We start from the raw sequence: 24,136 nt of genomic DNA on the forward strand, positions 1-24,136 counted from the left end.
CATCCATCCCAGCATGAGACGGATGCCTTTCCTTGTATGTTATTAGTCAGAATGCTATTATTTCGCTCCCTTGGCTTTTACTCGGATGATGTCGGCTTCCACTGTGTTGGCTTCCATCGAAGTATAGTACTTGTCCTTCACTTGCTTGTATGCAGCCATTGCTTTGTCGTATTGCTTGAGCTCTTCGTACACGCGGCCGGCCTTGATGAGACAGCTCGGCGTGATGGCATCGTTGGATGCGGCGGCAGCAGCTTTCTCGAAGTAGCCCACAGCTTCTTCGTACTTCTTGAGCTGTACGTAGCTGTCGCCGATGAGACGAGTGATGGAGGGTGCTACCATGTTCTCTTTGGCAGAGAACGCTTTAAGGTGGTCGATGGCCTTCTGATACTCACCGATGTTGTAGTAGCAAATGCCCGCATAGGCTTGCGACAGATTGGAAGTCTCTGTGCCAGAATACTTGTCGATGACGGCGAGCAGACCCATTTCGGTCGCGCCATTGCCGTTGAGGGCAGCACTGTCCAGTTCTTGGATAAACTTGTCTTCGGCCAGATACACCTTCGTTGCGGCTTCACGAGCCTTGGGCTCGCTGACGAAACGCTTGTAGGCAAATACACCTGCTACAATAATAAAGATGCCCAGAATAGCCAAGCCAATCTTGGTCATGTTTTTTTCTACAAACTGTTCTGAGCGCGAAACGACCTCGCCCACTTGGTTCTCGGTTTGTTGATTCTCTTTCTTTGACATATTGCGAATAGTTATTTATTTCTTTACGAATGCACAAAGGTACTTTTTTGGCGTGAAATACAATGCTCGGCCCGATAAATATGTTATAGTGACACACGGCACGATTGATTACGGCTCCGTTATTGCCAATCTACGAGGCCTTCTTTGACGGCATAGCGGATGAGTTCGGCAGCGTTTGAGAAACCCAGTTTGTGCAGGATATTGCTACGATGTGTCTCCACCGTGCGGTGGCTCAGATGCATCTTCTCGCCTGTTTCCTTGGCCGATAGCCCGTTGCATAGATGCTGGATGACTTCTATCTCGCGCTCCGTCAGTTCGGATGGGTTCGGTTGCTTCCTTGTATTCTTGTGCGAGTGGCCTGCCGAGCGGGACACGCATAGGTCCATGATGATCTTGGCAATGCTCTTGCCGTAGAAGTTGCCTCCTGTCGTCACCGTGCGGATGGCGTTTTCGATATCACTGGTCTGCGCCATTTTGCTCATGTAGCCTTCTACACCGATTTCCAACAGATCGTTCACGATCTTCTCCGACACCTCTGAAGAGAGCATAATGATTTTGAGATCAGGATACTCAGTCTTCAGGCGGCGGGCTATATCCACGCCATTCCCATCCGGCAGCCTGATGTCCAAAATGATCATATCCGGTGCGCCCTGTTCATGGAGATAATCCTCCAGTTCTTGGGAAGAGCCACATTCGCCTATGATTTCGGCCAAATCTTGTATCTGTGCAATGGCTACACGGAGTCCCATGCGGTAGAGCTCGTGGTCATCTACCAGTACGATTTTAGTCATGAGGATAGTCTTTTATACCGGTGTGAGGACGAATGAGAAGATGCAACCTCGGCCTTCTCGGCTGTCGATGTGAAGCTTGGATTTGTTCCTTTCGAGCAGCCCTTTACAGATGATGAGTCCGAGTCCGCTTCCTTTTTCACCGTTAGTTCCTGTAGTAATGTTGCTGCTTTTGCCTGTTTCAAGGATGTGTTCTATCTGCTGCCTGCTCATGCCTATTCCCTGGTCGGCGACGGATACTCTCATTTTCCCGTCGATCTCTTGTTTGATGCCGATGCATATGGTGTCGCCTGATTTGGAAAACTTGATGGCATTACTGAGCAGGTTGCGTATCACTGTATTGATCATATGTTGGTCGGCACGGACGAGACATTGTTCCGGAGCTTCGAGCAAAAGTGTGACATTCTTGTACTCTGCGGGGAGCATATGGAGGCTGATTATCTTGCGGATGTTCTCAGTCAGATTGAAAACTACCGGAACGACCACCAAATTGCCAATCTGGATGTTAGCCCAGTCGAGGAGATTCTGTAGCATCGTCAGCTCTGACTCCACACTGTCCCGAAGCGACGATAGCATTTTGGTGGTTGGGGGAGCGTACTCATTCTTGGGAGAAAGGATGGTATCGAGCGCCATTCGCTGTGCGATGACGAGACCTTTGATGTCGTGTGAGATGATGGAGAGTAGTCGACTTTTCGTGTCATTCATCGCCTTGAGTTTTTGATTTTTGAGGTATCGTTTTCTGGATAGCACGATCAGTATGGCGATAATTCCTACCATTAATATGGTGATCACGATCAGAGTCAAATGCAGCCTCTGCGCCAACTCCAGCTCTTGGTTTTTGAGGGCTATCTCCGTTTCTTTCTCTTTGCTCTTGAAGCGTACTTCGAACTCCTGTACCTTTTCTCGCAGTTGTTCCTCTGCGATCGAATCGGCCAATACGTTCGCCCGCATCAGATAGGCGTGTGCCAGATCGTGTAACCCGAACTTGGCATATATCGCACTCGCCTTTTTAAGGATGTCATACCTTACTTTATTATATCCTCCCGCGCGCGCTATCATCTCTCCGTGTGTGAGGAGCTCATGCGCCTTGTCGTAGTTGCTATGCGTCGCGTAGTAGAGTGCTAGAAGGGAGCAGGTGAGTGCTTGGGTTTCCGCATCGCCAATTTTGTTCGCGATATCCATCGCCTCCGTCAGTGATAGGAAGGCTTCCTCGAGTCTGTTCTGCTGCAGCAGGTTGGAGCCAATGTTCATCAGACAGTTACACATGCTGGCACTGTCGGCAGTCTCTCGTTGGATACGCAGAGCTTTTTGGTAGTATTGGTTGGCCTCTTTGAGGTTGTCTTTCTTTTGGAAAATGTTTGCGATGTTGTTGTATGCAATAGAGATACCGGTTTTGTTGTCCATCGCCGTTGCCATCGACAGCGCCCGCTCGTAGAACGTTAGTGCTTCGTTCCAGTTTTCTTGGAAGAAGTGCACCAAGCCCAATTGCATATAGGCACGAGCCTCAAGTTGTTTGTCGGGGTGTTGCTTGAGCAGGTCCAGCACTTCCTCCAGTGCTGCAAGGGCATTGTCATGACGACCGGCGTAGCTCGCCATCAAGGCATAGTTGTAGAGGAGTTGAGGTAGTTGGCTTTTCAGATCTGCCTCACGGCAGTACTGGATTGCTTGGAAATAAGCATCAGCAGCGTCGCCGGCTTTGTAGTTATTCTCATAAGCCTTACCGAGCTTCTCGTACATCTCCATTCTCTTTTTCGCCGTTAGTCCGCGCATCATGGCCTTTTCACGTAGGGAATCGACATTGATCTCACTCGCTGTAAGCGGAGGGCAAAGGAGTGTAACCAGAAGAATAAGGAGGAAAAAGGGGGCGGAATAGTTCATCATGCTAAGCATTTCGGGGTACAAAACTAATATATTTTCAGCTTTGTTGTGTTTTTTTGCTCTCTATGAGGAGTATAGGTGAGTTTTGTGTGGTGAGTTTTGTTTCATTTTCCTTTTTGGCACGATAATTGTTCTGGTCTCTGGTGCCAAAAAACATGGCGCATATTGTTCAGCGAAAACGCGCCATTTCTTGAAAAAATATGCGCCAAATCAAAAAAGTTTTGGCGCCATTTTTCTGCAATTTAGGCGCGTGTTTCTCTCGCTTTTTGGCGCGAGATTGTGGGCAGAAGGGGTATGCCTTATCGCATTTGTGCCCCATGCTCAGTCGTCTGACAGGGTAGGGCAGGGTGCATGTCCGTCGGTGTCTATCCCTTTTCTGGTCGGTAACAAGGTATGCAGGTACGCTGTCGGGTGTCTTTTCGGAGTCGGATGCTGCGGCTTTTGGGGGCAATTCCTTATTTTTGTCAACGCTATGAGCAAAAACAAAACATATACAGAGGCCATGACACGCCTCGAAGAGATCGTCCGTATCATCGAGCATGACAGTCCCGATGTGGACGAGCTGACGCAGTTGGCCGAGGAAGCCATCGCTCTCATCGGCTTCTGCAAGGAGAAGTTGACTGTCGCAGACAAACAGATCGAGGAACTCATGGCCAAGCTCTCATGAACGGCAAACCTCGCTATGCACTCATCGTGGCCGGTGGTCGCGGGCTGAGGATGGGGGCTGAGATGCCCAAGCAATTCCTCCCCTTGACCGGACTGCCCGTGCTCATGCATACGATGCGTCGGCTGGCACCACACGTCGATGAGATCGTATTGGTCCTGCCTGTCGAACACCATAGCTTCTGGCAAGAACTATGCACCCGCTACGGCTTCATGTCGCCGCACCGTGTGGCTGCTGGCGGTGACACCCGCTTTGCCTCGGTGCACAGCGGATTGGAACTCGTGCCCGACGGCGCATTGGTAGCCATACACGACGGTGTGCGTCCGCTGGTGAGTGCCGAGACGATAGAGGCTTGTTTCCACGCGGCCGAGGCGGCGGGTGCGGCTGCACCGTACAGGCCGCTAACCGAATCGCTCCGCTATTATACTCCCGAAGCCAATCATGCCGTGGATCGCAGCCAATACGTGACCGTGCAGACGCCGCAGACCTTCCGTAGCGAATGGATTCGTGAGGCTTACGCCATGCCTTATGAGGAGCGTTTCACAGATGATTGCTCTGTGTATGAGAGCTCCTTTGGTCGTCCCGTTACATTGGTTGAGGGCAATGCGGAGAACATCAAGCTCACGACTCCGCAGGACCTTGCCCTTGCCGAACTTTTGATGCGCTGAGCATACCCTCCTCTCCGTCGCCGACTATTCAGCCTGCTATCGTGATTTATTTTGCCCAAATACCGCTTGGGAACAAGGTTCGCAGCCGTATTTGTTTATCTTTGTTGTATAATAATAGGTAATTATGAATCACGATCTCCATTTTACTATGATAGCCAAGACCCTCTACGGACTCGAAGATGTCTTGGCCGCCGAGCTGACAGCCTTGGGCGCAGAGGAGGTAACCATCGGCCGTCGCATGGTGAGTTTCCGTGGGGACAAACGGATGCTCTATCTGGCTAACCTGCGACTGCGTACCGCCCTGCGTGTGCTCAAGCCCGTAGTCACCTTCCGTGCCAAGACCGCGGACGAAATCTATGAACGACTACGCGCTTTCGACTGGACGACTGTCATGTCCGTAGATCAGACCTTCTCCATCGACTCTGTAGTCTATTCCGATACATTCAAGAACAGCCAGTACATCAGCTATCGCACCAAGGACGCCTTGGTCGATTACTTCCGAGAACACACGGACAAACGCCCATCGGTGCGTCTTTCCAACCCCGATATTCTGCTGAACATACACGTCTCTCACGACGAGGTGACCCTCTCGCTCGACAGCTCCGGCGAGAGCTTGCACAAGCGTGGTTACCGCGTAGCCGAGACAGTGGCGCCTCTTAATGAGGTGCTTGCCGCCGGTATCCTGCTCAAAGCTGGTTGGGATGGAAGCACGGATCTGATCGATCCGATGTGCGGGTCGGGTACTTTCCTCATCGAAGCAGCCCTGATAGCCTGCAATATAGCTCCGGGTATTTACCGCCGTGGCTTTGCTTTCGAACGGTGGGCGGACTTCGATGCCCGGCTTTTCGACGAGCTGTACCACGATGATAGTGCCGAGCGGGCATTTGACCATACTATATACGGCTCCGATATTCTTCCCCAAGCCATCGGTGCGGCGCGCAAGAATGTGGAACGTGCCGGTCTGGGACGTTATATCTCGTTGAGCGTCATGCCTATGAGTGAGCGGCCGAAGCCCGAGGGCAAAGCCATGCTCGTCATGAACCCGCCGTACGGAGAGCGCATTCGTGTGGAGGATATGCAGGAGCTTTACAGTATGATCGGCGAGCGACTCAAGCATAACTATCCGGGCTGCTCGGCATGGGTATTGGCTTTCAAGCCGGAACACTTCAACCAGATCGGTCTGCGTCAGTCGCATCGCGAGAAGCTGATGAATGGTGCTTTGGAATGCGAGTTACGCGGATACGAACTCTTTGAAGGACGTCGAGAGGAGTTTGCCGAACGGAAGAAGAATTACCCCACAGAAGATCGCTCTCCGCGGACGGAAGGTCGTGCCGAGCGACCGCCACGTCGTGAGGGAGAAGGCGGACGTCCGCCCCGTCGAGATCGGGACGATCGGTTCGCCGGTGACAGAGAACGCAGCCCTCGTCGTCAGTGGGGTGGAGGTCGAGAAGAGAGAGAGGGTGGCGAGCGTCGCCACCCATTCGATCGCAGAGACGATCGTCCGGATCGCAGACAGACGGATGATACTCGCCCTCGACGTGCTCCTCGTCCCGACAGAGCCTATAGCGACAACCGAGAGGAACGTGATGGCGAGCGTCGCCCCTATGCCCGCAAGGACGAGCATCGGGCGTACGGACAAGGGGAGGACAATCGCCCTCGTCGTGCTCGTTCCGATAAACCCTTCGCCCGTGAAGACAGGGTGCGCAGGGAAGAGCGCAATAACGACCGTCCCGAGCAGAATGCATGGCCGAGCGACAGATTCCGCTCAACGGACGAATCGGGACGCAGTCGTCGCAAGTCTTCCCCCTCAATACAGGTGATCCGAAACGAAGAGACAAAGAATGATTGATATCAAACTCAAATAACTATTGATACATCTTATTATGATGATGAAGAAAACACTCAAGCTCCTCTTGCTGGCTGCCTGTGCGGCGAGTGCGCCTATGTCGGGCAATGCACAGTCTCCGGCAGTGGATGGTAAGGAATTTACGCTGGAACAATTAATGCCCGGAGGGAGGGAGTTTTATCGTTTCTACCCCGAAACCATGCGCGGTTTGCAGTGGATGGGGCAAGACTATATTTATTTCGAGGGCAATACCCTCGTATTTAATCGACCGGGTGCTAAGCCGACAGAGGCCAAGAAACTCACAGCGGCCGATCTTGATGCTTTGATCCCTGAGGGTTGTAAGTTCCAGTCCATAGATGTATTCCCTGCCTTTAAGACGCTCGATGCTGCTAAGGGACAAGTTGTTTTCTTCACACAAGGCGGCGTGATCGGTTTCGATATGCTGCGCAAAGAGGTGACGGCTATCTTCGACACAGCCGGAGAGACGGCTACTGCGGACTTCTCCCCCGCGGGTGACTACGTGGCCTATGTGAAAGACCACAACCTCTATGTGGCACGAGCCGGCCGTCCGAACGAAGGGATGCCCAGAGCAAAGGCCGTGACGACTGACGGCACGGAGACATTAGTCTATGGAGAAGCTGTGCATCAGCGCGAATTTGGAATCGAGAAAGGAACCTTCTGGTCTCCGAGGGGTAGTTATCTGGCTTTCTACCGGATGGATCAGAGTATGGTCACGCCTACGCCTATCTTGGACTTCCAACCACACCAAGCTGTAGCCAAGCCGGTCTATTATCCCATGGCAGGAACTCCGTCGCACCATGTGACAGTGGGGATCTATCACGCTGCAACAGGCCGCACGATCTACTTGCAAACGGGTGAACCACAGGAAAAATACCTGACCAATCTGAGTTGGAGCCCTGACGAGAAGACACTATACATAGCCGAAGTGAATCGTGCCCAGAACGAATGTCAAGTGAAAGCCTACGATGTGGCTACGGGGCGTTATCTGCGCACCCTCTTCACGGAGAAGCACGAACGCTACGTGGAGCCGCAGCATCCGCTTGTGTTCCTCCCGAGGAATGATGATCAGTTTGTGTGGCTGAGCCGTCGCGATGGTTGGAATCATCTCTACTTATATGATACGTCCGGTCGACTCATCCGTCAATTGACCAAGGGGGAATGGGAGGTGACGAACTTTGCCGGCTTCAATCCCAAAGGAACCGAGCTTTTCTTCGAGAGCACGGAGGCAAGTCCACTTGAACGACATTTCTATAGAATTAGTATCAAAGGGGGTAAGACTACAGATCTCACCCCGGAATCGGGTATGCATCGGACGATGCTTTCGCCCGACGCATCATCTATATTGGATATTTTCCAGTCACCTACAGTTCCGCGCCGTACCACGGTAGCGCAGATCGGTCGCAAGCCTGAGGTGCTGCTGGAGGCCAAGAATCCCGATGTGGGCTATGCCATGCCCGAGATCAGAGTCGGTACTATCACGGCAGCCGACGGCAAGACGCCACTCTACTACAAACTCACGATGCCGCTTCACTTCGATCCGGCCAAGAAATATCCTGTCATCATCTATGTGTACGGAGGCCCCCACGCCCAACTTGTCACCAAGACATGGCATAGCTCTGTCGGTGGATGGGACATCTACATGGCACAGAAGGGCTACGCTGTCCTCACGGTTGATAGTCGTGGCTCTGCCAATAGAGGAGCTGCTTTCGAGGACGTTATTCACCGACAAGTGGGTAAGGTCGAGATGGCCGATCAGATGTGTGGTGTGGACTTCCTCAAGAGTCAGTCGTGGGTGGATGCCGATCGTATCGGTGTGCATGGTTGGAGCTATGGCGGTTTCCTGACTACCAATCTGATGCTGACACACAATGACGTTTTCAAGGTGGGTGTGGCCGGTGGCCCCGTCATTGATTGGAACCGCTATGAGATTATGTATGGAGAACGTTATTTCGATACTCCCGAAGAGAACCCTGATGGCTACGACGCTGCCAATCTGAGCAAGCGTGCAGGCGATCTGAAGGGAAGGCTTATGCTGATTCACGGTGCTGTTGACCCCGTAGTGGTGTGGCAGCACTCCCTCATCTTCCTTGAGGCTTGTGTGAAGGCGCGTACCTATCCCGACTACTATGTCTATCCGAGCCACGAACACAATGTGATCGGGCCGGACAGAGTGCATTTATATGAAACAATAACCCGTTATTTCACTGATCACTTATGAACATTCTCTTATTAGGCTCCGGCGGGCGTGAGCATGCCATGGCTTGGAAAATAGCCCAAAGCCCGCAAACGAACAAAGTATTTGTTGCCCCCGGAAACGGTGGTACACAAGAAGTGGCCACCAACTTGCCGGACATAGATGTGAACGACTTCCCAGCCATTGCCGAAGTGGTGATGAGAGAGTCCATTGACCTTTTGATCGTAGGCCCCGAAGAACCTCTCGTGCGTGGTATCGTAGATTACTTCCGTCGTCATGAAACCCTATACGATCTGCCCATCGTAGGCCCCAACGCTGCCGGTGCTCGACTGGAGGGTAGCAAAGACTTTAGCAAAGCTTTCATGCGTCGTCATTCCATTCCTACAGCCGCCTACCAGACCTTTATGGCAGAGAATATCCAAGCGGGATATGCCTTTATAGATACAATGAAAGCTCCCTACGTCCTCAAAGCCGATGGTTTGGCCGGAGGTAAGGGGGTTATCATAGCTGCATCGGCAGAGGAAGCCAAGCGTGAATTGGCCGAAATGCTTGGAGGTAAATTTGGCATGGCCAGTAGCCATGTAGTCGTGGAAGAGTTTCTCAACGGCGTGGAATGTTCGGTTTTCGTTGCCACTGACGGCAAGAACTATCGTATCCTTCCCGTAGCCAAGGACTATAAGCGAATCGGCGATGGAGATACCGGCCTCAATACCGGAGGTATGGGGAGTGTATCGCCCGTTCCTTTTGCGGATGAAGTCTTTATGCAGAAGGTGGAAGAGCGCATTGTTCGTCCGACTATTGCCGGATTGATATCCGAAGGGATAGACTATCGTGGTATTATCTTCGTAGGTGTAATGAATGTGGGAGGAGATCCCTATGTCATAGAGTATAACTGTCGTATGGGGGACCCCGAGACAGAGGCTGTGGTACTGCGAATCGAGTCGGACTTTCTGGAGCTGCTCCGTCGCATTGCTTCGGGACGAATCGGCTTCTATGAACTGAAAGAGGATCAGCGCTGTGCTGCATCGGTCATGCTCGTTTCTCGTGGCTATCCGGGCAACTATGAAAAAGGAAAGGAGATGGAAATCCCCATCCCGCCGACCGATACTATTCTCTTCCACGCAGGTACCGTGATGCGTGATGGCAAAGTGTACACCAACGGTGGGCGCGTGCTTGCTGTGAGCAGCTACGGCTCTACGCCGGAAGCTGCATTGCAACGGAGCTATACCCATGCACGTCAGGTTTTGTACGATGGCAAGAACTATCGTCACGACATCGGTCAGGACATGCTTCTTCTGGCAAAAGGCGATCGCTAAGCTGTGGTAAACTCAGAGAGGTCGTATCTATTACCGGCCACCATACTGATTGCCCTCGTGTGTAGGATCTTGTCCTACACATGGGGGCTTTCTGTCGATATTCCTTTGCAAGAGACTGTGGATTTATGGGGAACAATCCCGTTTCTATGGCAGACGATAGCCACCTTCGGTGTCGCATTGGGGCTATCCTTCTTGGCTGTTCGCTTCAGCACTTACTACCTCTTGTTGCAGGATGGAGCATTTCGGCCTTTGGTTTTCTATCTGCTTCTGCTCCTTGGTACACAGCAGGCTTTCTTCTCGCTGAAGCCTTTTACGTTCTTGATCCTATTATTGCTGGGGCTGTACTTCAGTTTATTTGGTACGTATAATCGGGAGAGTGCACCGCATAAGGCCTTGAATATGGGACTGAGTATAGGAGCTTCTACATTACTTTGGTCTCCTTTCCTCCTGCTTATGCCCTTTGTGCTGTTGCAGTTTTATTCCATGAAGAGCTTGTCGCCACGGAATCTGATTGCTTTTTTCTTGGGACTGTTTCTCCCCTTGTGGATATTTGTCCCGTTCTTGTTGCTGCCTGACGTGGAAGACTATGCCATCAGCAATATGAATCTCATGAAAGAATGGGGTTTCTCTTATTCGTTTGGGCGTGCTTCTGGTTTTAGTTGGTTATACCCCGTACTGCTACTGTCGTTGTATCTGATCTCGTTTGCTCATTTACAACTGAGTTATACGGCAGAAAAAGTTGTAGGTCGTAATTATCTTTTTGCCCTTTCCTCCGTTGGCTTCTATCTGCTCATTCTCTCGGCAGTAATGCCCGCTGCAACAGAAGGACTCCTCTATTTATCAGTCCTTCCAATATCTATACTCGCGGCTCGTTTGTTGACGAAGCAAAAGCGTCGCATGGCCAATCTACTGGCCATGTTATCGGCTTTTGCTTTCCTTGCATCTTTCTTCCTCTCGGTTTTCTTCTGATAGTTGCCTTCGTAGAGAGCTTTCGGAAGCGACAGCCCACTCTTTTCAAGAAAGGGAGGTAAATCGCAGTGCTGCCCAGTTGTTGCGGGTGCGTACTTCCTCTTGTTTCAGCCCAAGAGCAGTGGCACATTCCGCCAAAAATGGAATGTCCTCTGTATAGAATCCGCTGAGTAGCAATGTGCCACCGGTGCGCAGACGAGACCTGTATGTAGCCATGTCGTTCAGGAGAATATTCCGATTGATATTAGCTATTATCACATCGAAGAAAGGACAGCTCTCCAATAGTGAAGCATCTCCCACGTGAATATCTATGTCCTGAATACCATTGAGGGCTGCGTTCTCAGCCGTGTTGTGGCCACACCAATCATCAATGTCAATGGCTGTGATCGAATTAGCTCCCAGCTTACGGGATAGGATCGCGAGTATGCCGGTGCCACAACCCATGTCCAAGACCGTTTTTCCTCCCAGTTCCATGTCAAGAAGATAACTCATCATCAGCGAGGTTGTCTCATGATGTCCCGTACCAAAGGCCATTTGTGGCGATATAATCAGCTCCATTGACATTTCCGGATCGGTTGGATGGAAGGGGGCGCGCACGAGACATTTATTCTCGATACGGATGGGTTGGAAATAGTTCTTCTCCCATTGTTCGTTCCAATTGATATCTGGTAGTACTTTGGTGGAGAAGCGCCAGAGCAGATCCTCTAAAGGGAAGTGTCCCAGAAGATCGTGGACTGCAGCGGGATTTTCCTTTGCAGCCGGAATATAGGCGTGCAGACCACTCTCGTCTTGTTCGAAACTGTCAAATCCTATTTCGGCCAATGATGCACTGAGTAGGTCGAAGGCTGTCTCGACTTCCAATTCGACGGGACGACGAATAAGTTCAAAGGTATAACCGATGTATTTCATTGTGTTGTGAGTTGTATTTGATTGTTTCGTTTGATTCTTTTGTTCAGATAGGGTAGTCCGCAGACGATGGCAATCCCCTTGAGCATAGATGAAATGCTGATGGCCCACCATACTGATTCAAGTCCGAATCCCATACCGATAAGGATGAGAGCTAGCGGGATGCGTAAAAGATTGCCTCCGATGCTGATAGCGGCGGGAAAGACAGTACGAGCCGTTCCGTAGAAAAGACCTTGGGTAGCTATTTCGAGCATCATCAGTAGCTGAGAGTAGCCACCGATACGCAGATAGATCCCTCCGGATAGGTAGGCTTCCTTTTCGGGGACAACAACACGAAAGATCTCATTGCCGAAGAAGACAAATAATACCGTTCCGAGAATACCGAATATGGAACAGTAGAGAAGGGTATAGCGATAGGCTGAAAAGATACGTTTGCCTTTGTGTGCTGCATAATTATGTGCCACAAAGGTTGCCAAAGCCGTACTGAAGCCCTGTGACGTATTCCATGTAATGGCTTCCAATTGTCCTCCGGTTGTAAGTGTAGCCACACCGATGTGCCCTCCTTGTTCCGATACCAATCGACCAAGCGTCATATTGATGACGGCAAAAAGGGAGTTGAGCGCGGCCACGGGAAGCCCTATGCGGATGATGCGTCCGCTATGGATACGATCCGGGCGAACGAAGAATGCAAAACAGTCCAAGAGCTTATCCTGCTTTTTCAGTCTATACACAAATAGACCAAAGACAAAACTTTGGGCTGTCAATGTGGCAATACCCGCTCCGGCTGTGCCGCATCCCAATCCGAAAATCAATAGGGGATCCAGAATCATATTGAGTGCCAAGCCCAAAGCATTTACGCGAAAGGGTATGGAGCTGAGTCCTGCACCATTGTATATACCACTGAAAGCAGTCGCTGCAAAGGTGAAAGGCAAGCCGCAAGCCACTATTCGAAGATAGGCCAACGCTTGAGCAGACACGTCAGATTCCAACTCATAGATGCCAAGGAAAAGAGATGGAAGAAGGAGGAACAGAATAGCAAGAACAGAGGAGATCAATAGCGACATCGAGACGTTATGCGAGGCATATCGTCTTGCTTCGTCCGTAGATCCACGACCGAGGCTATGTCCTATGGTTACTTCGCTCCCTGTTTTGTTGATGGTCGATATCGAGCTGGATAGCCACATGAGTACTGCCACGACCCCTACAGCTGCGACGGATTTACTTCCCAACCGACCTAACCAGGCCATGTCGGTAAAGTTATAGGCCATTTGTACGAAAGAGGTGCCCATTATGGGCAATGCCAACCGGAGTATCTGCTTTCTGATATCTCCTTGTGTGAGGCTTTGTAGTCGGATGCTACTCATTCAAAGCCTGTGCTGTATTCCAGCCTTGAGCCACTAAGGTGATTTCTGTTCCGTCACGTGTCACGAGGACATTTCCATCAGCTTCGTTGGTGATGTGTCCGATGAGATGGATTCCTTCGATCTGCTGTATGTCGTCGAGACGCGAGAGAGGCACGGTGAAGAGAAGTTCGTAGTCCTCTCCGCCGTTAAGAGCCGCAGTAGAGAGATTCATATTGAATTCCTCGGCCATTGCTGCTGTTTGGTAATCGATGGGGAGTTTGTCGTCATAGATGCGTATGCCGACCTTACTGGCATGCGCTATATGTAAGAGTTCGGAGGAGAGCCCGTCTGATATATCCATCATCGCCGTCAGTTGGATACCGGCATGACGAAGTTTTTCGATTATATCCTTACGAGCTTCCGGCTTCAACTGTCTTTCGAGAATGTATTCGTGCCCTGCAAAGTCCGGAGAGAAATCTGTCTCTCCTTTGTAAACAGCCTTTTCGCGTTCCAGAAGCTGTAAGCCCATATAAGCAGCACCGAGGTCTCCACTCACACAGATCAGGTCGGTAGGCTTGGCTCCGTCTCGATATACTATTTCTTCTTCACGCGCTTCCCCGATACAGGTGAGGCTCAGACAGAGTCCAGTGAGGGAAGCTGAGGTGTCACCTCCGACCAGATCCACACCATAGGTATCGCAGGCTGCAAAGATGCCTTGGTAGATTTGTTCGATATCTTCTACAGAGAAACGTGCCGATACTCCTATTGAGACGGTCAATTGTCGGGGTGTCCCATTCATGGCATAAATGTCAGAGAAGTTAACCACTGCACACTTGTATCCCAAATGCTTGAGTGGAGTATAGGTAAGATCGAAGTGGATGCCTTCGAGAAGCATGTCCGTTGTGACAAGGGCTTTCATGCCGTCGGATAATGCAATCACAGCAGCGTCGTCACCTACGCCTTTGAGCGTGCCGGAGTTTTTCAGTTGAATGCAATCGGTTAAGTGCCGGATGAGTCCGAACTCACCCAGTGAAGATATTTCGGTACGTTTCATTAGGATGGTAATTTATTTTGTATGGCCCCCAATAGTTTATTGACGAATCCACATTCTTGTTCAAACATCAATTTTGCTTCAACAGGGAGGAAAAATAATCTTGACAACATCTTTTCGGGGAAAGATGAACGCCACAGAAGTAGCCGCATGGCATCTTTCTCTGTACAAACGATAATAGTATTTTCTTTTCGATCAAGATCGCTCCATTCTTTTATCAGGATACGAATATCTTTTTCGGTGAATTCGTGATGATCAGGATAGATGCGTTCTGTCACGATAGGGAAGCGAGAGCGTATTTCATGAAAGAATGGTTCGGAATTAGCTATTCCTGCTATGACCAATGTGCTACTTGCTGTTGGATGAAGTGGTTGATCAGGAAAGAGAGGTGTGAGTTCCGACTGATAGCAGAGCTGAGAGAAGAATAGTTTCTGATGAGGATACAATGCCAAGTCGCGTTCGGCTGCGCGTAGTTCTATGGGAGCCAGATTGCTCGGACATTTCGTCAGAATGACTGTATCGGCTCGGTGCAGTGCCCTGATGGGCTCTCTCAAGCGACCTGCCGGCATTAGGCAGTCTTTCGAGAGGATGCGATTGTAGTCAGTTAGGACGATGCTGAAGTCTGCTCTTACACGTCGATGTTGGTAGCCGTCATCTAACAAGATTAGTTGTGGTCTCTGCTCTGAAGGAAGATCACAGAGATAAGCGATGGCACGTCGCCTATCTGCATCTACTACGACTGTTAGGAATGGGAATTTCTGTTTGATTTGGCAAGGCTCGTCTCCGATCTCTTGTGCAGAGGAGTCTGCCGAAGCGATTATCATCCCTTTGGTTTTACGCTTGTAGCCGCGGCTGACAACGGCGAGACGGTAGTGGGTATGGAGAAGGCGTATAAGGTATTCGACGTGTGGTGTCTTGCCTGTGCCTCCCACGGTAATATTGCCTACACAGACGATGGGGAGTGGATAGGAAACCGACTTGAGCACGTTCTTGTCGAAGAGATAGTTGCGCAGCCTCACACCCGCACCGTAGAGGGCGGACAGGGGTTTGAGCCATTTATGGATATGGGGCGCATCCATCTCTTCGACAACTTACATGTTTATCTCATTCCGATCAATACGGGATGAATGAATAGGGCAGACGAGCCTGTACGCCTGTCGGTTGCATAGGCACAGACTGAATTGTTCTCAGAGCCTCAAATTCTGATTTGGAGAGAAAAGCCTGCATGATAGCAGTCTTCATCTCTGCTGAGGACGAACTCAAGAACTCTTCGAGGAAGTTACGCTTTGTCTTGCCATACTTGACATAGTAGTTGTCGCCAAGTTCTGCAAGTGTAGCAGCACGTTTAATAGCTGTTTCAAGTCCACCGAGTTCATCGACAAGCCCTATCTCCAAGGCTTTCTCTCCGAGCCAAACACGACCTTGGGCGATACTGTCAATTTGTGATTTGCTACGGTTGCGACCTTCGGATACACGGGTGAGGAAGATATCATAGCCTTGTTCAATGTAGCGCTGGATGATAGCACGGTCGTCAGCCGTCATTGGGAGAGCGAAGTTGCCCAAGTCAGCGTGCTTGGACGTCTGTACGACATTCATGTTCACTCCTAACTTCTTGGCCACGCCGGCGAAGTTGGGGAACATGCCGAATATGCCGATAGAGCCGGTGAGTGTGGTCCGTTCCGCTACGATAGCGTTGGCGGCACAGGCGATGTAGTATCCGCCGGAGGCAGCTACGTCGCCCATGGATACAACGATGGGCTTTTTGGTCTTGAGGTCAACGACTTGCTTCCAGATTTGTTCAGAAGTGAATGCGCTACCACCTGGTGAATTGACACGGAGAACGACTGCTTTGATGTCGTCATCATCTGCAGCTTCTTTGATTTGTCTGGCGAGGCTTTGAGTGATGGAAATGCTAGTGTCGAAAGGTCGTTTGATCACTTCTTCCGTGATTTCTCCTTCTGCGAAGAGGACTGCAATGCGATTCTCCTTCTCTTTCTGGGCAGGACTGCCTGCGAGCACTTGAGAGAGAGAAACGAGGCGGAGTTTGTCTTTTTCCTTGCGATCGGTGAGCTTCTTGAGCTCTGTTTCGACATCGGTGCGATAGGCCAGGCGGTCTACAAGTTTCATCTCTACCGCTCTTTCTGTGAGGTTGAACATGTCGCCGTTATCAGCAAACATTTTCACAGAGTCTGCCATCGTTTTGCGCGATTCGGCTATATCAGAAGTGATTTTGTTCCAAAGTCCGTTGATGTAGGTCGTGATTTGTTCGCGGTTGGCTTCGCTCATTTCGCTGAGCATAAAAGGTTCAACTGCTGCCTTATAAGTGCCGACTTTGAAAATTTCCATCTTGACACCGAATTTCTCAAGAGCGTCCTTATAGAACATAGTCTGTGAGGCGATACCGGTGAGTCCGAGCATTCCCTTGGGGTTGAGATAGAGTTGGTCAGCGATGCTGGAGAGGTAGTAGCTCTTCTGAGAATATCTGTCGGCATATGCCACGATAAACTTGCCAGAGGATTTGAAGTTTTGCAGGGCACGGCGCAACTCTTCAGCAGAAGCCATCCCGACCGCGAGGTCATCAATGTCGAGGTAGATACCACTTATGTTAGGATTATTCTTGGCCAGTTTGATTGCTTCGACGGCTTGTGAGAGGGAGACAGTTTGATCTTTCTGGTCGATGAAACTCCATGGGTTGGTGGCTACGATTTCGGGAAAAGAACCATTGTCAATGTGGAGGATGGAGTTAGCCTCAATCTTGGGTATCTCTCCACCGCCTGCTTTGGATGCGATACTGGCGATAAGAGCGAATGTAATAAAAAGGGAGATGCAGATGAGGATAACACCTGCGGTAATCACCCCGAGAACCGAGGCGAAAAACATTTTGAAGAATTCTTTCATATCTGATTTGCTATTTGTTCTTATCTGTTTATGATACTGTGCAAAGATAAGTATTTAATCTACAGCCTGAAACCTGAAGAACGCTCTCTTCAGGCAAGGCGTATAAGGATGATGCAGTGCACTGCTTTAGTGGCGCCAGAATGCGGGGTGAAGGATGGAGATAACGGTGAAGACTTCCAGACGACCCGTGAGCATTAGGAAGGAGAGCACCCACTTGGAGAAGTCGCCGGCCTGTTCGAAGTGACTGAAGTACGGACCGAAGCCCGGGCCTATGTTGCCCATGGCCGAAACGGACGAGCCGACGGCTGCTGTGAAGTCCATGCCATCGAGTGTGAGCAGTGTGATGCCGGCGAAGATGAGCAGGAAATAGAGGAAGGCAAAGGCAAGTACTTGGCTGACGAGGCGCGCCGTGATGGTGATGTTGTTGATGCGTACGGGAACCATCAGATTGGGTCGGGTGCGTTTCTTGAACTCGTTGCGTAGATTCTTCATCAACACAAGGAAGCGACTCATCTTGATCCCTCCGGTGGTGGAACCGGCACAGCCACATACGATCATCATGATGATGGCCATGCACCAAAAGAACGGGCCCCAGCTCATGTAATCAGCCGTGGTATAGCCCGTGGAGCTGACGATGGAGTAGGTCTGGAAGAGAGCATGGCGGAAGTTTTCTTCCAACGTCGGATACTCTCCACGCCAGATGAGCCAAAGTGTCGTAACAGCCGCGATAGAGAGCGTGAAAATGACGAAGCCGCGCACCTCTTCGTCGCGGATGAGCTTGCCCGGACGACCGTTGAGCAGGAAGTACTGCACCGTGATGCTGAGACTGCCGATAAACATGAAGAGTGAGGTGATGTACTCTACATAAATGGAATGGAAGTCGGCGATGCTTCCGTTACGCGTGGAGTATCCGCCAGTCGAGATGCATGTGAAAGCGTGGCAGACAGCGTCGAACAGCCCCATCGGCCCCATCCATAGGAGGAAGATCAGCACTGTCGTGCTTAGGATGTAAACACCGCACAGTCGCTGCGCCACTTGGCGAATGCGAGGAAGGAAGCGATCATGGATGATGCCTGTGGTCTCAGCGTTGTATATCTGCGCTGCGGCACTGCCTGCACCGAGCATTGGCAGCAAAGCCACGGTGAATACGACGATGCCGATACCACCCTGCCACTGCATCAGGCTACGCCAGAAGAGAATGCCCCGAGGCAAGGATTCCACCTCTGCGAATATGGTAGCCCCTGTTGTTGTGAAACCGGACATGGTTTCGAAGAATGCATCAGTCACAGAGCGTGTGTATCCTCCGAAGACGAATGGCAGCATACCCAAGAGCGAAAGCGTTACCCATGTGAGTGTGACCGTCAGCATCCCTTCGAGTCTGCCTGCTTCGTATACGCTTGCACGTCGTCCTATTAGGAAGAACGAGAGCCCTACGGCAGCCATCACCCCAATTGTATATATAAAGGGCAACGTATCATGCCCTTTGTGGTATAGGGCGATGGCGAGGCATAGCAGGAGGAATAATATCTCAAAGAGACAGAGTGTGCCTACTACCTTGAAGACGAACTTGAAATTAATATGCTTCGACATATCAGTATATGCTCTCATTGATGTAGGGGAGCGGGACTATCCGAAAAACTCTTTGAGACTATTCAGTGGCGTATTCAGACAGAATACAACTACGTGGTCGTAAGGTTCGATGACCGTGTCTCCATGAATCATTTGCGGGACACCGTTCCGCACCATGCCACCGAAAGTGATACCCTCAGGGATGTCCAGTGTCTTCACCGGCCCCTTGGTCACGGGAGCATTCCGATGCGCTACAAGCTCTGCCACGTCGGCATTAGCAAGCGTCAGACACTTGACTGTGCTTGAATCCTCGCCGAGGAAGAAATGAAAGATGGAGCCGGCAGCCAATAGTTTCTTATTGATGAGTGTGCCGATGTCCAGACGGTCAGCCAGCGAGATGTAGTCGATGTTCTCCTCCTTGGCGATGGTCTTGAAGACGCCGAAGCGTTTGGCTCCGAGACAGGCGAGTACGTTGGTCTCCGAATTCTCCGTCAGTGCGATGAATACATCTGCTTGATCCAGCCCCACCTCACGGAGTATGTCCGAGTCGCGTCCGTCTCCATTGTACACTTTCACATTTGTGGGCGAAGAGGCACTGATGCGCATACTCTTGTCCTTGTCTTGCTCGATGATCGAGATTTGGATGCTCCTCGGTATCATTTCGATGGAGCGGATCGCTATACGACTGCCACCCATGATGACAACCTTGCGAATGGGTGGATTCCTCTTGCCGGCGAGCTTGCGGATGTCGTCCAGTCGGCTCGGTACCGTGGCAAAGAATACGATGTCGCTATGCAGGATCTGTGTGCGTCCCTTGGGGATGATGGTTTCCAAGTCGCGCTTGATGGCCACGACGTGATAGTATTTGTCCTCGGCCTGAGTCAGTTCGTGGAGAAACTTCCCCACGATTGGCGCTCCTTCGCGCACTTTTACTCCCACGAGAGCGAGCGCTCCGCCGAATAACTCCACGTATTCGCGTGCCCAAGGGTTCTTGATGGTTGATACGATCTCATGTGCAGCCAGCAGCTCTGGGTAGATCATCGTATTGATACCCATACTGCGGAAGTACTGTGCCATGTCCGGCTTCAGATACTCGATGTTGTTGATGCGTGCCAGCGTCTTCTTGGCTCCTATCCGTGCAGCCAAGATACAGGCCAAGATGTTGTCCGCTTCAGCCGGCATGACGCTGATGAAGAGGTCGGCATCCTTCACCTTGGCCTGTTTCAGGTCCGAAGGAGAGAGCGGATTGCACACCAGAGGGAGTAGCTCCGTGCGCATGGCTGCCAGCTCCAGACGCTTGGGGTCAGGATCGATCAGGACAATGTCCTGATCCTCCTGCGATAGCATCTTCGCCAAGTGTGTGCCCACTTCACCGGCACCGGCTATAACTATGTTCATATCTCTCTACTATTATATATAGGGGTTGTCCGAGGGATATCCCCGCTATGGATGTAGCAGGAGCTCTTCGGTCAGGCGGAAAAGCGAGTCGGCATCCATGCCGCAGTCGGTATATTGCTCGGGCACCGATCCCTGCTCCACAAAACGGTCGGGTACACCCACACGACGAATACGCGGACGATAGTCGTTGTCCGCCATGAATTCGACGACAGCTGAGCCAAATCCTCCCTTCCTGCAACCGTCTTCTACAGTGATGATGGTGTCATATTTCTTCCCGATGCAGTGCAGCAGCTCTTCGTCGAGGGGCTTGAGGAAGACCATGTCGTAGTGTGCAGCCGACACGCCTTTCTCTGCCAATCGGCTCACTACTGTCTGTACTATATTTCCGATAGGGCCGATGGAGAGGAAAGCGACAGACTCTCCCTCCGTCAGACAGCGTCCTTTCCCGATCTCTATGATTCGGGGCGTATTGCGCCAGTCCGTCAGTGCGCCCTTACCTCGCGGATAGCGAATAACCATGGGAGCGTTTATGCCCTTGTATCCGGTCAGCATCATATTGCGCAGCTCGTGCTCGTTCAGCGGGGACGCTACGATAAGGTCGGGTACACATCGCAGGAAAGCCATGTCGTAGACTCCGTGGTGTGTGGCTCCGTCCTCTCCCACCAGACCAGCACGGTCGAGGCAGAGTACCATGTGCACGCGGGAGAGCGCTACGTCGTGGATGACTTGATCGTACCCCCTTTGGAGGAAAGAGGAGTAGATGTTGCAGAAGGGGATCAACCCCTCTTTGGCCAGTCCTGCCGAGAAGGTGACAGCATGTCCCTCTGCTATGCCTACATCGTAGGCACGGTGCGGATACTTCTTCATCAGGAAGTTCATGGAGCAACCGGTGGGCATGGCGGGCGTAACGCCTACGATGCGTTCGTCACGCTCGGCCAATTCGACGAGTGTGTGTCCGAATACGTCTTGGAACTTGGGAGGCTCCGGCTTCGGAGCCGCGGTTTGGCGTTCGCCCGAGCTTATGTCGAATTTCCCCGGTGCGTGCCAGATCGTTGCTTGCTTCTCTGCAGGCATGTAGCCTTTTCCCTTGACCGTGCGCAGGTGCAAGATCTTGGGGCCTTTCATTTCCTTGATGTCTTGCAGCACTTCTACCATCCTGCACACATCGTTCCCATCCACAGGCCCGAAGTAGCGGATGCTGAAGCCCTCGAATAGATTGCTTTCACGGGCGAGCAGTGCTTTGACGCTGTTATTGAAACGGAGCAGGTTCTTTCGGTTGGTCTCGCTGATGAGATTGATCTTCCGCAGGCCGCGATACACATCGTACCGTATCGTATTGTACGTCTTGCTTGTGAGTATGTCCACCATATAGCGGTTCAGACCTCCGACGTTGCGGTCAATGGACATGTTGTTGTCGTTGAGGATGATCAGCAGGTTGTTCGGGAACGAGGATGCATTGTTTAGCCCTTCGAAAGCCATCCCGCCTGTCATGGAGCCGTCTCCGATCACTGCTATCACCTGTCGTTTCTCGTCCTTGGCAGCCGATGCTACGGCCATACCGAGGGCTGCCGATATGGAGTTGGAGGCATGTCCTGCAGGGAAGGTATCGTATTCGCTCTCTTTCGGACTGGGGAAGCCGCTTATTCCTCCCCATTGGCGTAGTCGTTGGAAGGCATCCCGCCGCCCCGTCAGTAGCTTGTGGCTATAGGCCTGGTGTCCCACATCCCATACGATGCGGTCGTGAGGCGTGTCGAAGACGTAGTGGAGTGCTACGGTAAAGTCCACAGCCCCCAAGCTGGAGCCGAGATGACCGGGCGTGACCGAGAGCACCTCCAGAATATATTGACGCAGTTCGCTACACACCTGAGGCAGCTGTTCGGGGCTCAGTGCGCGTAGGTCAGCGGGTGAATTGATATGATCGATTAGAGTCGTCGGACGAACTTCCATTGAAAATATGCGTATGTTTTACGCAAAGATAGTCTTTCGGACGAACAAGAGAAAGGAATTTGCTGACCGAGCATAGCGTACTCCTCAGCTTTGCACTCAGGACGACACGGCTCTCCGATTACATAGAAAAGGCTTATGCGGCATCATCTTTTTTAACGCTCTGTTGGGTGTTGAGAGGGGTGGTGCGCAATTCCTGAAATTGTGGGCAGAAATTCGGGGAAATATGGCACCGAAAATCAAACTAAACACGTGCCAGAAGTTTTTCGATTTGGCGCCAATTTTTTTCGGAAATGGCGCCAAAATCATTTTGAAATGGTCTGAGATTTTTCGACGCCTTGCACGAGGCTGAAGATTATAACAGATCTACATGTTTTTTTACACGAGCAAGTCTGTTTCTTCAGTGCTGGGGTGCTCTGTACGGTATTTCTCTTCTTTCTTGCTCATTTCTTCCCTATGTACTATTCTCCGGATTTGTATAGACAGATAGTTTTTGCCATCTTAGCATATCTTTAGGTGGCTTTTTTGTTGCGACAGAGTTTGTTGTGGCTATACCTCCGAGTATAATCCTAATCATATAATCAACGTATGGACAAGCAAAACAGACCATTCACCACGCGATTTGACCATTATAACTACAATGTTCTCGACCTTGAGAGAAGTCTGGACTTCTATGAGCGCGCTTTCGGCTTCCATGAAGTGAAGCGCAAGGTGGCACCCGACGGCTCTTATATCCTCGTCTATCTGGGCGATACGGCAGGACATTTCCTCTTAGAGCTTACTTGGCTCAGGGATCACGATCAGCCCTACAATCTGGGGGAGAACGAAATCCATCTATGCGTTCGCACGACGGGCGATTACGATGCCGTGCGCGCCTATCATCGCGCTATGGAGTGCATCTGCTACGAGAACGAAGCGATGGGGCTCTACTTTGTGAGCGACCCCGATGGGTATTGGATTGAAGTGTTGCCCGAAAAAGGAATGTAGAGCACGTCTTCCATGCTTTCAACTAATCAGATAAAATACTTGCGCAGCCTGCGTGAACGTAAGTATCGACTGCGCGAACAGGCTTTTCTTGTCGAAGGACCCAAGCTCATCGGTGAGATGCTGCCGCATTACCGTTGTTGCATGCTTGTCGGGACGGCTCCTATGCTTGCTGCGACAGCCATACCTCGGGATGTGGAAGTGGTGGAAGTGCCGCCTTCCTTCGACTTTAAGCGCATCAGCATGCAGACGACGCCACAGTCTCTATTGGCCGTTTTCGAACTGCCTGCGGAGGTGGAGCCGAAAGTGAAGGGGCTGACGCTGCTTTTGGACGGAGTCCAGGATCCGGGCAACGTGGGGACGATTTTGCGCACGGCCGATTGGTTTGGTTTCCGCCAAGTGTGGTTAGGAGCCGGTTCGGCCGATCTCTTTTCTCCCAAGGTGGTGCAGGCTTCTATGGGAGCTTTGGCTCATGTGCAGGTAATTCCACTGACCGATACGGTAGGCGTGGTCAGGCGTTTCCGCGCTGAGGGTGTACCCGTCTATGGAGCCTTTCTGGATGGGACAAATCTCTACGAAGCAGAACTGCCGACTGTGAGCCAGCCGACCATCTTGGTCATGGGAAATGAGGGGCGTGGCATTAGTCCAGAAGTGGCTGCTGGGGTAACGCATCGCTTGACAATCCCTGTTTTTGGAACTGCAGGACATACAGAGTCGCTCAATGTGGCCATTGCCACAGCCATCATCTGCTCCGAATGGAGACGCCGCGGGTGAAAAAAATGAAGAAAAGCGGCGAAACTATTGCAGAATTGCGAAATCATATTACTTTTGTGGCGCAAAAACGAAAGTTCTCTCACCCATGGTGTGGTAGTTCAGTTGGTTAGAATACCTGCCTGTCACGCAGGGGGTCGCGGGTTCGAGTCCCGTCCATACCGCTAAATAGCTGAAAGATAGG

At 51.3% G+C, this 24,136-nt stretch carries 18 protein-coding genes, 1 tRNA gene and 1 pseudogene; 9 read left to right on the top strand and 11 right to left on the bottom strand.

The window, feature by feature from the left end; genetic code table 11:
- Window positions 1–57: 57 nt before the first annotated feature.
- The 3 genes from C7382_RS06905 to C7382_RS06915 form a co-directional block, all read right to left on the bottom strand.
- Window positions 58–744 (bottom strand): tetratricopeptide repeat protein, encoded by a 687-nt coding sequence (locus C7382_RS06905; protein WP_116679561.1) that lies wholly within the window; start codon window positions 742–744, stop codon window positions 58–60.
- A gap of 119 nt (window positions 745–863) precedes the next feature.
- The gene (locus tag C7382_RS06910) at window positions 864–1,535 is read right to left on the bottom strand and encodes a response regulator transcription factor (RefSeq protein ID WP_116679562.1); all 672 of its coding nucleotides are present in this window, start codon (window positions 1,533–1,535) and stop codon (window positions 864–866) included.
- A 12-nt stretch (window positions 1,536–1,547) separates the two neighbouring features.
- Entirely contained in the window at window positions 1,548–3,413 is a 1,866-nt protein-coding gene (locus C7382_RS06915; RefSeq protein ID WP_243405672.1) for a tetratricopeptide repeat-containing sensor histidine kinase, read from the bottom strand.
- A 469-nt stretch (window positions 3,414–3,882) separates the two neighbouring features.
- Between C7382_RS06915 and xseB the strand changes: the two genes are divergently transcribed.
- The 6 genes and pseudogenes from xseB (at window position 3,883) to C7382_RS06945 (ending at window position 11,088) form a co-directional block, all read left to right on the top strand.
- Window positions 3,883–4,077, top strand: coding sequence for an exodeoxyribonuclease VII small subunit (xseB, locus tag C7382_RS06920; RefSeq protein WP_116679563.1), 195 nt, complete (start codon window positions 3,883–3,885; stop codon window positions 4,075–4,077).
- On the top strand, window positions 4,074–4,742 hold the full coding sequence (locus C7382_RS06925) for a 2-C-methyl-D-erythritol 4-phosphate cytidylyltransferase (protein WP_116679564.1): 669 nt from the start codon (window positions 4,074–4,076) through the stop codon (window positions 4,740–4,742). The genes xseB and C7382_RS06925 overlap by 4 nt, the downstream gene beginning before the upstream one ends.
- Window positions 4,743–4,866: 124 nt before the next feature.
- Window positions 4,867–6,168: pseudogene (locus C7382_RS06930) on the top strand (THUMP domain-containing class I SAM-dependent RNA methyltransferase); the annotation flags it as partial.
- Window positions 6,169–6,631: 463 nt separating this feature from the next.
- A complete protein-coding gene (locus C7382_RS06935) occupies window positions 6,632–8,827 on the top strand; it encodes a S9 family peptidase (protein WP_116679583.1) in 2,196 nt (731 codons plus the stop codon).
- Window positions 8,824–10,119, top strand: coding sequence for a phosphoribosylamine--glycine ligase (purD, locus tag C7382_RS06940; protein WP_116679566.1), 1,296 nt, complete (start codon window positions 8,824–8,826; stop codon window positions 10,117–10,119). Before C7382_RS06935 ends, purD begins: the two co-directional genes overlap by 4 nt.
- Window positions 10,120–10,188: 69 nt before the next feature.
- On the top strand, window positions 10,189–11,088 hold the full coding sequence (locus tag C7382_RS06945) for a DUF6427 family protein (RefSeq protein ID WP_243405673.1): 900 nt from the start codon (window positions 10,189–10,191) through the stop codon (window positions 11,086–11,088).
- A 45-nt stretch (window positions 11,089–11,133) separates the two neighbouring features.
- Here C7382_RS06945 and prmA read toward each other — a convergent pair whose 3' ends face one another.
- The 8 genes from prmA to dxs form a co-directional block, all read right to left on the bottom strand.
- The gene (prmA, locus tag C7382_RS06950) at window positions 11,134–11,997 is read right to left on the bottom strand and encodes a 50S ribosomal protein L11 methyltransferase (RefSeq protein WP_116679568.1); all 864 of its coding nucleotides are present in this window, start codon (window positions 11,995–11,997) and stop codon (window positions 11,134–11,136) included.
- A complete protein-coding gene (locus C7382_RS06955) occupies window positions 11,994–13,358 on the bottom strand; it encodes an MATE family efflux transporter (protein WP_116679569.1) in 1,365 nt (454 codons plus the stop codon). Before C7382_RS06955 ends, prmA begins: the two co-directional genes overlap by 4 nt.
- Window positions 13,351–14,391: a thiamine-phosphate kinase gene (gene thiL, locus C7382_RS06960; RefSeq protein WP_116679570.1), complete on the bottom strand. Its 1,041-nt coding sequence runs from the start codon at window positions 14,389–14,391 to the stop codon at window positions 13,351–13,353. Before thiL ends, C7382_RS06955 begins: the two co-directional genes overlap by 8 nt.
- A complete protein-coding gene (gene lpxK / locus C7382_RS06965) occupies window positions 14,391–15,467 on the bottom strand; it encodes a tetraacyldisaccharide 4'-kinase (RefSeq protein ID WP_116679571.1) in 1,077 nt (358 codons plus the stop codon). Before lpxK ends, thiL begins: the two co-directional genes overlap by 1 nt.
- 34 nt (window positions 15,468–15,501) lie before the next feature.
- A complete protein-coding gene (gene sppA / locus C7382_RS06970) occupies window positions 15,502–17,286 on the bottom strand; it encodes a signal peptide peptidase SppA (RefSeq protein ID WP_116679572.1) in 1,785 nt (594 codons plus the stop codon).
- Between the two features lie 126 nt (window positions 17,287–17,412).
- Entirely contained in the window at window positions 17,413–18,876 is a 1,464-nt protein-coding gene (locus C7382_RS06975; protein ID WP_116679584.1) for a TrkH family potassium uptake protein, read from the bottom strand.
- Window positions 18,877–18,912: 36 nt separating this feature from the next.
- The gene (gene trkA, locus C7382_RS06980; RefSeq protein WP_116679573.1) at window positions 18,913–20,253 is read right to left on the bottom strand and encodes a Trk system potassium transporter TrkA; all 1,341 of its coding nucleotides are present in this window, start codon (window positions 20,251–20,253) and stop codon (window positions 18,913–18,915) included.
- Between the two features lie 45 nt (window positions 20,254–20,298).
- Window positions 20,299–22,200, bottom strand: a complete 1,902-nt coding sequence (gene dxs / locus C7382_RS06985; RefSeq protein ID WP_116679574.1) for a 1-deoxy-D-xylulose-5-phosphate synthase — start codon at window positions 22,198–22,200, stop codon at window positions 20,299–20,301.
- A 585-nt stretch (window positions 22,201–22,785) separates the two neighbouring features.
- Here dxs and C7382_RS06995 point away from each other — a divergent pair.
- The 3 genes from C7382_RS06995 to C7382_RS07005 all read left to right on the top strand — a co-directional run bounded on the left by C7382_RS06995 (window position 22,786) and on the right by C7382_RS07005 (window position 24,116).
- Complete coding sequence (locus C7382_RS06995) at window positions 22,786–23,184, top strand: VOC family protein (protein WP_116679576.1); 399 nt, start codon at window positions 22,786–22,788, stop codon at window positions 23,182–23,184.
- Between the two features lie 12 nt (window positions 23,185–23,196).
- Window positions 23,197–23,955 (top strand): TrmH family RNA methyltransferase, encoded by a 759-nt coding sequence (locus tag C7382_RS07000; RefSeq protein ID WP_116679577.1) that lies wholly within the window; start codon window positions 23,197–23,199, stop codon window positions 23,953–23,955.
- Between the two features lie 87 nt (window positions 23,956–24,042).
- Window positions 24,043–24,116 (top strand) — tRNA-Asp (locus C7382_RS07005).
- Window positions 24,117–24,136: the final 20 nt, after the last annotated feature.

The sequence above is a fragment of the Porphyromonas loveana genome (assembly GCF_003096695.1).
GTDB classification, from domain to species: domain Bacteria; phylum Bacteroidota; class Bacteroidia; order Bacteroidales; family Porphyromonadaceae; genus Porphyromonas; species Porphyromonas loveana.

What these genes read in the sequence shown, in the direction of transcription:
- purD (WP_116679566.1), top strand. Translation starts at nt 8,824, where the DNA reads ATGAACATTCTCTTATTAGGCTCCGGCGGGCGTGAGCATGCCATGGCT.
- C7382_RS06995 (WP_116679576.1), top strand. Translation starts at nt 22,786, where the DNA reads ATGGACAAGCAAAACAGACCATTCACCACGCGATTTGACCATTATAAC.
- prmA (WP_116679568.1), bottom strand. Translation starts at nt 11,997, where the DNA reads ATGAAATACATCGGTTATACCTTTGAACTTATTCGTCGTCCCGTCGAA.
- C7382_RS07000 (WP_116679577.1), top strand. Translation starts at nt 23,197, where the DNA reads ATGCTTTCAACTAATCAGATAAAATACTTGCGCAGCCTGCGTGAACGT.
- xseB (WP_116679563.1), top strand. Translation starts at nt 3,883, where the DNA reads ATGAGCAAAAACAAAACATATACAGAGGCCATGACACGCCTCGAAGAG.
- C7382_RS06975 (WP_116679584.1), bottom strand. Translation starts at nt 18,876, where the DNA reads ATGTCGAAGCATATTAATTTCAAGTTCGTCTTCAAGGTAGTAGGCACA.
- dxs (WP_116679574.1), bottom strand. Translation starts at nt 22,200, where the DNA reads ATGGAAGTTCGTCCGACGACTCTAATCGATCATATCAATTCACCCGCT.
- C7382_RS06955 (WP_116679569.1), bottom strand. Translation starts at nt 13,358, where the DNA reads ATGAGTAGCATCCGACTACAAAGCCTCACACAAGGAGATATCAGAAAG.
- C7382_RS06915 (WP_243405672.1), bottom strand. Translation starts at nt 3,413, where the DNA reads ATGATGAACTATTCCGCCCCCTTTTTCCTCCTTATTCTTCTGGTTACA.
- C7382_RS06925 (WP_116679564.1), top strand. Translation starts at nt 4,074, where the DNA reads ATGAACGGCAAACCTCGCTATGCACTCATCGTGGCCGGTGGTCGCGGG.
- thiL (WP_116679570.1), bottom strand. Translation starts at nt 14,391, where the DNA reads ATGAAACGTACCGAAATATCTTCACTGGGTGAGTTCGGACTCATCCGG.
- sppA (WP_116679572.1), bottom strand. Translation starts at nt 17,286, where the DNA reads ATGAAAGAATTCTTCAAAATGTTTTTCGCCTCGGTTCTCGGGGTGATT.
- trkA (WP_116679573.1), bottom strand. Translation starts at nt 20,253, where the DNA reads ATGAACATAGTTATAGCCGGTGCCGGTGAAGTGGGCACACACTTGGCG.
- C7382_RS06935 (WP_116679583.1), top strand. Translation starts at nt 6,632, where the DNA reads ATGAAGAAAACACTCAAGCTCCTCTTGCTGGCTGCCTGTGCGGCGAGT.
- lpxK (WP_116679571.1), bottom strand. Translation starts at nt 15,467, where the DNA reads ATGGATGCGCCCCATATCCATAAATGGCTCAAACCCCTGTCCGCCCTC.
- C7382_RS06910 (WP_116679562.1), bottom strand. Translation starts at nt 1,535, where the DNA reads ATGACTAAAATCGTACTGGTAGATGACCACGAGCTCTACCGCATGGGA.
- C7382_RS06905 (WP_116679561.1), bottom strand. Translation starts at nt 744, where the DNA reads ATGTCAAAGAAAGAGAATCAACAAACCGAGAACCAAGTGGGCGAGGTC.